9 protein-coding genes are annotated in these 10808 nt (G+C 45.9%); 3 read left to right on the top strand and 6 right to left on the bottom strand.

Annotation, left to right across the window (positions count from 1 at the left end; translation table 11 throughout):
• From RIG27_RS29815 to RIG27_RS29805, 3 genes are all read right to left on the bottom strand, one after another.
• Window positions 1–300, bottom strand: a 300-nt coding sequence (locus RIG27_RS29815) for a hypothetical protein (protein ID WP_446350730.1), incomplete at its 3' end; no start/stop codon positions are given.
• Window positions 300–1190 carry a tRNA-dependent cyclodipeptide synthase gene (locus tag RIG27_RS29810; RefSeq protein ID WP_446350729.1) on the bottom strand — a complete coding sequence of 297 codons (891 nt, stop codon included), beginning with the start codon at window positions 1188–1190 and terminating at the stop codon, window positions 300–302. The genes RIG27_RS29810 and RIG27_RS29815, both read right to left, overlap by 1 nt.
• Before the next feature lie 168 nt (window positions 1191–1358).
• Window positions 1359–1844, bottom strand: a complete 486-nt coding sequence (locus RIG27_RS29805) for a TerB family tellurite resistance protein (protein WP_446350728.1) — start codon at window positions 1842–1844, stop codon at window positions 1359–1361.
• Window positions 1845–2311: 467 nt separating this feature from the next.
• Here RIG27_RS29805 and RIG27_RS29800 point away from each other — a divergent pair, with 467 nt between their 5' ends.
• Together RIG27_RS29800 and RIG27_RS29795 are read left to right on the top strand one after the other, a co-directional pair.
• Complete coding sequence (locus RIG27_RS29800; protein ID WP_446345881.1) at window positions 2312–5293, top strand: glycerol-3-phosphate acyltransferase; 2982 nt, start codon at window positions 2312–2314, stop codon at window positions 5291–5293.
• Window positions 5294–5773: 480 nt separating this feature from the next.
• On the top strand, window positions 5774–6331 hold the full coding sequence (locus tag RIG27_RS29795; RefSeq protein ID WP_446350727.1) for a hypothetical protein: 558 nt from the start codon (window positions 5774–5776) through the stop codon (window positions 6329–6331).
• Here RIG27_RS29795 and RIG27_RS29790 read toward each other — a convergent pair.
• On the bottom strand, window positions 6322–6963 hold the full coding sequence (locus RIG27_RS29790; RefSeq protein ID WP_446350726.1) for a DUF938 domain-containing protein: 642 nt from the start codon (window positions 6961–6963) through the stop codon (window positions 6322–6324). The two genes, RIG27_RS29795 and RIG27_RS29790, sit on opposite strands and share 10 nt — an antisense overlap.
• A 771-nt stretch (window positions 6964–7734) precedes the next feature.
• On the opposite strand from RIG27_RS29790, the gene RIG27_RS29785 reads away from it, so the two are divergent.
• Window positions 7735–8202, top strand: a complete 468-nt coding sequence (locus tag RIG27_RS29785) for a hypothetical protein (protein ID WP_446350725.1) — start codon at window positions 7735–7737, stop codon at window positions 8200–8202.
• Window positions 8203–8324: 122 nt separating this feature from the next.
• Here RIG27_RS29785 and RIG27_RS29780 read toward each other — a convergent pair whose 3' ends face one another.
• Window positions 8325–10205 carry a glycoside hydrolase family 10 protein gene (locus RIG27_RS29780; protein WP_446350724.1) on the bottom strand — a complete coding sequence of 627 codons (1881 nt, stop codon included), beginning with the start codon at window positions 10203–10205 and terminating at the stop codon, window positions 8325–8327.
• Between the two features lie 57 nt (window positions 10206–10262).
• Window positions 10263–10439, bottom strand: coding sequence for a hypothetical protein (locus RIG27_RS29775; RefSeq protein WP_446350723.1), 177 nt, complete (start codon window positions 10437–10439; stop codon window positions 10263–10265).
• Window positions 10440–10808 lie beyond the last annotated feature (369 nt).

Here is a 10808-nt window from a genome sequence, read left to right as displayed (position 1 = left end):
GGGAAAAACGCAGGTACTCATGTTGGTCGAGTCACAGTTAGAAAAACCGGGCAGTTTGATATTTCCACATCTATCCAGAAGCTTCAAATCATTAACCACAAATACTGCACACCAATCCATCGGCATGATGGCTATAGTTATGCCACATAATCCACTTTTGTCCATTGATTTAATGACTAGAGGCGCACCGATCGCACTCAAGGGCAAGGATTTTTTCTGTTCAGGAAAATGAACGCAGTTATCTTTATTTATGTCCGACACGAGCTGGTAAGTATTCCACCGGACATGATATGATGCCATTATTGGGTTTCATGTCCACTTTTAGCTGTCCACTGTTTGAGGCGCAAGCTAACCCAGACCATCTGCTTGAGTGGTTCAGGGACTTCTGGGTATAAACCCTCCACAATTTCTTCAAAGGTTTTGATTGATCCGGGATAAACAAAAACAGACCATCCTTGTTTAACGAGACAAGTTAATAAAGCTGACTCCTCAAGCAGGTAGGTTGTACCCAGATACATTTTTTCTTGGTTATAATCGTCTTGCCTATTCCCCGCTTCCACCTGTTCACCTCGATTGAGATATTTCTGGGCAAATGAGTTGACCATGTTTTCAAAAGATTGGTCTTTTTGATAAAGACAGTGGAGTTCCTGGTAATACATCTCAAAGTCTGATTGCTTCTCAATTTGCGAAGTCTTTTGGAACTCGAACTTACAACGTCCGGAGTATTGGTTGAACAGGTAACTGTTTTCATCGATAAACTGCTCTCCAGTGCGAATTGCCTCCAACCGAGCTTCATCTCCTTTCACTCCCTGTCTCACCTCGATTGTCAGTCGGTATATACTATCACAAACTAGGACTAGGCAAGCCGGAAAGTTTTCGCTAATCCATTTGATACAGGCTTCGATGCGCTTAGGATCAACAAAGTTTTTACTGCCAAGGCTGATTCCGAAAACACACTGTTTATATTCAGATAGTGAACTACGTAGACGAGATGGAAAGACTTTAGCTAAACTTGCCTTGTACCCATGAATCTGGGACATTTTTTCTGTAGAATTGGTCAAGTTCAAGCATTTTTTCTTAATGTAAATTGCTTTACCAATTTTAGATTGAATCAGCTTCAACCGCTCTAGGGAAAGCTGATTCCAGTCAAAGTTTTCGATGATTTTTTCTTCATCTCTATGACTATTCATACAATTAAATATTCTTGGGGACTGTCTGGAAAAACGATAACTATTATCCTGAAATCCTGATTCCCTATTTTCTCCACAGTTTTTTCCCAGATATCAAAACAGGATTTTGATAGACTTACTCATAATACAAACCTATCAAAATCCTCTAGATAAAGGTGTTAACCTAAATTAAACGTCTGTCTCAAATAAGGCAAGCCGCAGTCGCTGGGTTGATTCTTCCAATTCAGCCAAGGACTCTAGAGTCACAACAGTACTGCGTTCTATGCCTAAAATCTCTGCTGCTTTAGCCACAGCCGCTTTTTCTTTTTCATGGTAATCACCATCAGCTCGGCTCATCTTAATCGCTTGGTACAACATGGAGCGGCGAAAATTTATAGGGAAATCATAGCTGATCCCCTTTAATAGATCCTCAATATTGGCTCCCTTCCAATCAAATTGACGTAGGGCTTCGATGTATTCTTGAGGGTCTACCATCAAAAGCTCTTGTTCATCAACATACCACTGGAATTCAGCTTCTCTGAGTTCGCCATCGGCTCCGGCGATCGCCATCAGGGCACCACCATACTTTACTGCCACATCAAAATCAATGGGTTGAGTGATATTGTATCGATGCTTGGCATATTGAGTGGGTTCCAAACTGTTTCCACTACTCATATTTGGCTCCTTTGCTTAGAACATACATTCGGTATTCTATTACCCTTGAGTCATTTGAGCAAGTAAGTCAGGCTAGCTGAATAAGTCTCCTGTTGCGATCGCGATCGGTGTACCACCCTTGGCGGTAATTTAAGATTATGTTCCATTTGTCAATAGCCTGGTAACCAAAATTTACCAATCCGGATAAAGGTTGCTGAGTAAGGACTTGGCATTTTTGAGGTTTGAAAAGATTGTGTCTAGGACATCGGTCAAGAAACCGGGTTTCTTTGGCTCAAAGGTTGATATGGCGTTGTCATCCTCACGAGAAACCCGGTTTCTATTGAATACTTGACCGACGCTCTAGTGCATCTCGGCAAAAGTTTCTGGCCACCTTTGTGCAAGCATGGGGAGTAGAGACGTTTCACGGTCACGTCGGTACTACCCCATCTCCCTTGTAGAATCAAGGAAATCTTAGTAATAAATGTCCCATGACGCTAACACAGGTTTGGGGTGCTTTACTCATTTTTGTTCTTTGTCCTCTACTGGGTGGACTTCCCCTGATTTCCTGGATTACCTACTTACTTACAAGACGCCAACTCTCTCAAGTCGGTACGGGTAATGTATCTGTCTCCGCCGCGTTCTACCACGGTGGACGTTGGGTGGGTATCTTAGCCGTATTATCAGAAGCCTTGAAGGGGATTGTGGCTGTCTTATTGGCGGGTTATTTCTTCCCCACGGAACCGACTTGGGAAATTATTGCCCTAATTATGCTAGTCATGGGACGCTACTGGATGGGCAAAGGTGCGGGAACCACTAATGTGGTCTGGGGATTTGTGGTGCATGACTGGCGCGTCGCATTATTGGTATTTTTAATTGGGGGCATAGGCTTTACGATTATCCGCGATCGCACGACGGGACGTATCGGTGTTTTAGTCCTATTTCCCCTCATTCTGGCACTCTTGCACCCCCATGATTCCGCTAGAATTGTTAGTGCGATCGCGCTGAGTCTAATTATTGGTTGGATTTATCAGAAAATTCCCGATGACTTAGACCTTCCCACCGAACAGGCAAAATCAGAATCTAAATCCGTGTTTCGTTTTTTCCGAGGCGATAAAGCTATTATTCCACTTGAGCGCGAACTTGATCCCCAACAGGTTGGCTCAAAAGCGGCAACCTTATCCCAGCTTAAACGTTGGGGTTACGCTGTACCCCAGGGATGGATCTTACCACCAGGGGATGATATGCAACCCTTGGTGAAATATCTCCCGGTTTCCGAATCAGAACCCCTGGTTGTCCGTTCCTCTGCGATTGGGGAAGATGCGGAACTCTCGTCAGCCGCTGGACAATATCAAACGGTTTTACAGGTAACCAGCCGCCCCGCTTTAAAAGAAGCGATTACCCAAGTCTTAGCCTCTTATCATCACCCCGCCGCCAGAGGGTATCGCCGTAACCGCGATTTACCGGACACGGCGATGGCTGTCTTAATTCAAAAACAAATCCAAGGAGTATTTTCCGGTGTCGCATTTAGTCGTGACCCCATGCAGCAACAACCAGACACCGTAGTCCTCGAAGGATTACCCGGAGATGCCTCCCAAATTGTATCCGGTCAAGTCACCCCAGAACAGTATCGGGTATTTTTCCAGCAACCCCAGCTTGTAGGGGCGGGTTTAACCGATAACCTTGAGGACAAAACCGATAACTCGACGAAACCCGCCCCACTTGATCAACAGGAGAATGGAGATAATCGTTCCCCATCGGTTGAAATTGAAGGAGAGGGGGATTTACCCCCAGCGTTAATCCAAGAGGTGGCTACTTTAGCGCGGGAATTGGAAGACCGCTATCATGGGATTCCCCAAGATATTGAATGGACCTATGACGGTCAGCAGTTATGGCTACTGCAAACGCGACCAATTACCAATCTCCAACCCATCTGGACGCGCAAGATTGCAGCAGAGGTGATTCCTGGACTGATTCGACCCCTCACTTGGTCAATTAATCGTCCCCTCACCTGTGGCGTTTGGGGGGAAATTTTTACCATCGTGTTAAAAAAACGATCGCAGGGATTGGAGTTTAATCAAACTGCTACGCTGCATTATTCTCGCGCCTATTTTAATGCCACATTGTTAGGTGATATTTTCCGGCGCATGGGTTTACCGCCAGAAAGTTTGGAGTTTCTGACCAGGGGAGCGAAATTTTCTAAACCCCCTCTGAAATCCACGCTGCGGAACCTTCCCGGATTACTTCGTCTATTGGGTCGGGAATGGAATTTAGATCAGGATTTTGAGCAAGATTATCACCACCATTTTGCTTCAGCTTTGCGTCAACTGCAAGAGCAATCGGTTTCAGAATTATCAGATGCCGAAATTCTGGAACGAGTGAACCAGATATTATCGGAATTACAACGAGCCACGTATTATAGTATTCTTGCACCTTTAAGTCTCTCCCTGCGACAAGCGTTACTCAAGGTAAAGGATGAAGAATTAGATAGTAGCCAAACTCCAGAAATTGCCAGTTTGCGATCGCTCGCCCAATTAGCCGATGATACCCGCCATTTATTAAGTCCCAAACAAATTAATTGTGATAATCCTGCTTCTGTATTTACCACCTTGTCGGAAATTCCCGATGCTCAAACTGTTTTAGAACAATTCGACCAATTTATGGCAGAATATGGCTATCTCAGCGATGTCGCCACAGATATTGCCGTTCCCAGATGGAAAGAAGACCCGCGACCGATACGCCAACTCTTTGCTCAGTTTTTATGTGATCCTCCCCCAGCAAGTAAACCGCCCAAGCGTCAGCGCTGGAAAGCGGAAGTGGTACAAGCGCGTTTGAATTTAAAAGGGCGAGTAACTGAAGTTTATTCGCAATTTTTAGCCGACTTGCGTTGGAGTTTTGTAGCGCTGGAGAAGCGGTGGTTAGAATCCGGTTTACTCGCTGAAGCTGGGGATATTTTCTTCTTAGAATTTGCGGAGATTCAGCGTCTAATCGCTGAAACCGATCAGGTGTTGCGAGAGGAACTTCCCAGATTGATTCACTATCGACGATCGCAGTTAGATGAGCATCGTCAATTACGCAGTGTTCCGCCTCTATTCTATGGTAATCCTCCCGCCGTTTCATTTCTGATGCAAACCCAATCAGAACCCGCTCAACAGCGTCTTGTCGGGATTGGCGCAAGTGCGGGACAAGTGGAAGGTTTGGTTAGGGTTTTAAATAATTTACAATCAACTCCACAAATTGACCGTCAAACGATTCTGGTTGTCCCTTATACGGATTCCGGTTGGGCGCCCTTATTAGCCCGTGCAGGCGGCTTAATTGCTGAGGTTGGGGGGCGGCTATCTCACGGCGCGATCGTGGCGCGGGAATATGGAATTCCTGCGGTGATGGATATTCATAATGCGACTCAGATGTTCCGCAATGGGCAACGGGTGCGGATTGATGGGCGATCGGGTATTGTGGAGGTTTTGGAGTGATTGACACTCCTCAGCCTGAAGGCGTGAGTAGCGCTTCTTTCATCGAGCGCTCTTGCTATGAAACAGGTGTCCTATTTCATATCAGAGGAGCATCTATCCAGAAGCGTTTTTTCGGTAAAACATCCTGAGACGAGGACTGACAGCGATGCTATACTAACGCCAAGGTCAAACTATTGGCGATCGCGAAATCTCCTGCTCTGTTCCGGTCGTAGAACCCTCACGACAGGCTGCGCCAGCGATGATATATCCTTAATCCTGAGAATAACTCTAATTTTGCTTTCCACGACTTCCTCTATGGGAAAGCGAGAGGATCAATATATATATGGAATTTCCTGAAGCTCTGAGTATTATGGGGTAAATGTAGATACACCCCAGACGTATACAATAACCCAAATTGTCCAGGATGGGATGAGGGGTAATACCCCCACCCCCCCGACAGAAAAATTCAGGTTCTAATAAGCTGACAACTACCAGACTGCTATGGCTCGCAAAAAAAAATCCAGCCGCAAAAAAACCAATATCGAATCTTCGACGTCGAATGTTCCTGAAACGTCAGAGACATCTGAATCCACGAAAACAGTTGAGGAATCAACTCAGGACAGCACTGAGGTTAATCCTCCTCCAACTGAGGAGTCAACCCAGAGTTCTGCTCCCGCCAGTCCTCCAGCAACAGAAGAAAAAGCCGAGTCAACTCAGAGTTCTACTCCAGCCAATCCTCCAACGGCAGAAAAAAAACCCTATCTAGCCATTAAACCCAAACCTATCCCTGCCAAATCCGTTGAAAAGAAACCGCCACCCCCTCCAGTTACAGAAGCGACAAATGAAGCTGGCGAACTGTTTCACAAAGGCGACTCGATTACAGTAAAAGCGCCTTGGGGAGGTGAGGCGGCAGCAGAAATTGTGGACTTTTATCAAACCCATAGCGGCAAGATTTGGGCGCAATACAATCCCTTAGATTCTCAACCAAACTGGACTTGGTATAGCGGATGTATTCGTACCAATCTTTTGGAGAAAGCAACACAAACCGCTCAAGAATGATGAAAGACGACTGAAAGATTGTTCGCAGGCATCGGGTAGATTTGATCCAAAACTAGATGCTGATCTTGGGCGATTGCCACAATGTCCTCAAGGTCACGCACACCCCAGTCTGGATTGGACGCCTGCAACGAGGAATCAAAGGCAGCATTACTGGCAGCAGTATGCTGTCCATTGCGCTTGAACGGGCCATATAAATAGAGAACGCCCCCTGAAGGAAGCAGACGACTTGCCCCGGCGATTAGTCCCAAGCAAGCTGACCAAGGGGCGATGTGAATCAGATTAATGCTAACTATCGCCTTCAACGGTGAGGTTTGCCAATCAACAGGCGCTTCCTTCTCCACAGACCAACTCGGTGTCTGCACATCAATATCTAAGGGTGGGTAAAGATTATCAGCAGGTTCGTAAGCAGACCAGTCTGCAATACTGGCACGCATTAGAGGATTGGCATCAGAAGGTAACCATTGACGCGGCTTTAGACGTGGGGCAAAGAAAACAGCATGTTCCCCTGTGCCACTAGCAACTTCTAAAACTGTACCTTTTGCAGGCAGTACGCGACGTAGAATCTGAAGAATCGGTTCGCGGTTGCGTTGAGTCGCAGGTGCATATTGCCGTGCATCGTCCGTTGTACTCATAATTTCTTCTTATCGATTAGACTTACCTAATTTCTATTACTTGCCCGGTTCCTCATTTCTTTCATGAGCAGGGGAGGAGTACGCATCAGTAAGGCTGAACGGGGATCATTGTAGGTGAGGTTTGCTGTGATCAGCCAAAGGTTGCCGGAGAAATTGGCTGGGGGTGCATCGCGAACGTAGTCTTTATAACAGTTAGTTTATAAGCATCTGGGTCTTTGGCGGCTAGAAATTTATTGTTTTATCAGTTAAAATAATATATGACTAAGAACGGCTAAGGGTAAACACAGCAAGAGTCATCTACCAAACGCTGACCGATACGAACGGTACAATACGAACGGTACAACCTCAGCTTGAGGGATAAACTTCAAGCCTAGCTAAAAAGAGCTTGTTAATCACTTGCTCAACCATAGAACCCCTTACTCAAAACAATATACCTGCTCTTCTGTGATCCCTTATACTCTAGCAGCTCACCCTGTTTAAAGTTGTAGGAAAGCCAATTCTCTGTCAAGCCGAGTGACTAGACTGACAAACTATAAGGATTGAGTTAAGCGAAGAGAACAACGTTTGACTTGATTCTGTAGATGTTGCCATTGGGTAGCGTCCAATCAAACAACATATTTCTTTGTTCCCGTTAAAAATTTTATAGCAATCGATTTTAAAATGCTGCAACCGGAATAAACGGCTAGATTCCGGACTAACTCGGTATTGGGGTGCTGTGATCTACCGATTGGTACGCTATCCGAACTCAACCCCCCTTATGTAAAATTTGTGATGAAAACGATTAAACCCACTAACTCGGAAACATCAACCTTTCAAAACAACGCTATCCAACCGCGTCTAATTCTTCAAGCCATTGCTTTTACTCTGATTTTGTCCTTTAGTGTGGGTCATCTATCACCCAAGAATAAAGGGATGACGAATCAGTCTTCTCAGGCGAATCCTCAGCTATCTACGGCAATTGGTCATATTGTTTTGCAACATGCCTCCGAGCATACACGAGTGCCTTCCTCGAAACTCGACCTGGTTGATGTGCAACCCCATACCTGGTCTGATAATTGTCTAGAATTGGCTGACGCAGAAGCCACTTGTCAGCAGATACCTGTATCTGGATGGCAAGTGGCTGTTGCCAAAGGGCAACACCGCTGGATCTATCGCACGGATGCTTCTGGTTCCGTGGTTAAATTAGAAAGCAGTAACGTTGATCCCTCGAGGGAACAGGGAATAGGGAATAGGGAATAGGGAACAGAGGGAATAGGGAATAGTAAAGAATGTCCTCTCCCTGCCAAGGTAGCTGTTATATCATCAATAGCCAAGCAGAAATCCTATTACCCGCCCCGACAAACCCTAGCCGACGCTTCATACTAATCCGAGACGTCCCAATCGGCTGAAATTTCCGGCGATCGCGCAGGTAGAGGGAAGAGTGCCTGAAACGCTTCCTGACGCTGGGGTGAGGGTTCTGGAGCGTTGTTCCACAGGGTTTCGTAGAAAAAGAAGGATACCCCAGCAAATCCTCGCTGACGCACGGCTTCTACTTGCATTTGAATTTGCAATAACGAAATTGGCTTATTTTTTAAACCCGCTAAAATACCGATCCCCACAGGAATATGACGTCGCGCCGCCTGCATTTCCGGTTGTTCGAGTTCTGAAATAAACCGATCAAAGTCATTGCGATAAATCTGTACAATCAATTCTTCGACTAAGCCACGGCGTTCCCAGGTATACCAATCAGCAAGAAAGAATTCATAAGAAAAATCTTGAGGATTGGGAGACAGGGAGATAATCACATCCGACTTTTGCGCTTTAATCGCTCGGAAAAGCTGGGTTAAGTAATCTGTAATTTTGTTTGCCCGCCAGCGCACCCATTCTGGGTTTTTGGGATCACTGGGGGGTGATTGACCTTGATGCTCTTGTTGATAGAGCTTAACTGTTAAGGGATCATAACCAAACTCAAAGGGCAAGCCGAAATGATCGTCGAATTGAATCCCATCAATGTCATAGTTGTTGACTAACTCAATCACTAAATCCTTGATAAACTGCTGTACTTGAGGGTGAAAGGGATTGAGCCAGACGCGATCGTGACTTCCTTCTTGTTTAATCTTCACACCTTGGCGATTTTGCGTCAGCCAATCGGGGTGACGTTGGGCTAACTCCGAGTCAGCTGGTGCCATAAATCCAAATTCAAACCAGGGAATCACCCTCATATCCTTTTGATGGGCTTGTTCGATGATTTCCTTGAGCATATCTCGTCCTTGGGTTCCCTGATTGGGATCAAGGGATTCATCTAAGGGAGTCACTAGCCTTACCGCCCGCCCAATTTCCCGTTTAGCCACTTGACTAGGATAGAGGGTATAACCCCAATTCCAAACGGTAGGATAGACGGTGTTGAAGTTAAGTTGATCTAGGCGTTGAATGGCGTCGGTAATGCCTTGCGTGGAAAATAAGACTTGGCTATCAATATTCGTCAGCCACACCCCGCGTAACTCAGCTTGAGCCGAATTGGGGACTTGAGTCTCGACTTTGGCAATGTACTGGGAGGGGATCAACTCAGCGGTTTGAGTCGCTTGGCACAAAAAAGCGGCAATTTCAGCCCGACTTGCATTTTGGTTCGGGTTAAAGGTTTGCACGCTGGGATAATTAACTACAAGCTGGTTTTCTACAGCGGCTGCGATCGCGCCTTGGGAATAATTGGGAATCGATATATCATCTTCAAATGCTGATGTCAAGGTTTCAACGGCAGGTTGCTGGGGAACATACTTCAACCCACTGGCTAAGGAGACTAAAGCTTGCACACGGGGGATCGGTTGATTGGGCTGGAATAGTCCGCCCGGATAGCCCGCTAAAAATCCGGTTTGATAAGCTTGACGAATCGCCTGACTTGCCCAGTGTCGAGTTGGCACATCGGCAAATTTTCCGCCCGTGCGTATCTCTGGCGCATCCGGAAAGGCTTTACCTAGCATGGCGGCAAACTCAGCCCTAGTTACAGGGGCATTGGGTTGAAAACGGTTATCTGGATAACCACGAATAATCTGCTGCTGTGCTAACTGTTCAATACACGATTGCGCCCAATTTCCTTGGATATCACTCAGCCGCGTTTGAGCGTAAGCTAGGGTTGGCAGCCATAAGGCTAAGCACAAGCCCAAGATAAACAGAAACATTAACCAAGCCTGATGCCCACAAGCACGGCTAAAAGCAACTAGCCCATTGGCAAAGGCTGTAAATAATGTTTTGACCAACTGTTTCATAAAAGGAGCAAATCTAGAGATATCACTATTCTATTGACGGGCTACACACCTTCCTGATCAGGAATGACTCGCTGAGTTAGGCAAAGGTTGCCAAAGCGACTTATCGCCATGGGCTGTCGGATCAAGACTGGGAGAGTCGTTTTGAGTTTTGGGACTCTGACTGATTTGGAACGTTACTCCGAAACTTTTTGTATTTTTGGCTACAAACATTTTTGTATTGTCGGTCAATGACATGGCGAATTGGCATAATATTTTAAGTTTTTCAACATTTTCCGGCTGGGGTACTCCCAAGACTTACCCAAAAATTTCACATTTAAGGTGTATTTTGTGAGTAATACTGTCTTTAAGTCAGGAATCTTAGCTGATCTCCCCCATTTCCTCATGATTTCCCCAGCAGGTTTTGGGATCAAGAACCTTAAACGGCTGAACTCATCTCCATCGGCTAGGTTAACAAAACTTGGCGTTAACTAATGGGGGTTTGGGGGTGGATAAGTCCCTCGCTATAAATAAGGGCGATTTAAAACAACGTAGTTGTTGCGCCCGACATTTTAGCGACGGGATACAGCCACCCCCAAGCTGATTTTATCCGGTCAAACAGGCGTA

The organism is Coleofasciculus sp. F4-SAH-05 (assembly GCF_040222985.1).
Classification (GTDB): Bacteria; Cyanobacteriota; Cyanobacteriia; order Cyanobacteriales; family Coleofasciculaceae; genus Coleofasciculus; species Coleofasciculus chthonoplastes.
Note: the sequence above shows the minus strand (reverse complement) of the source record. Positions and strands in the feature narration are given on the sequence as shown.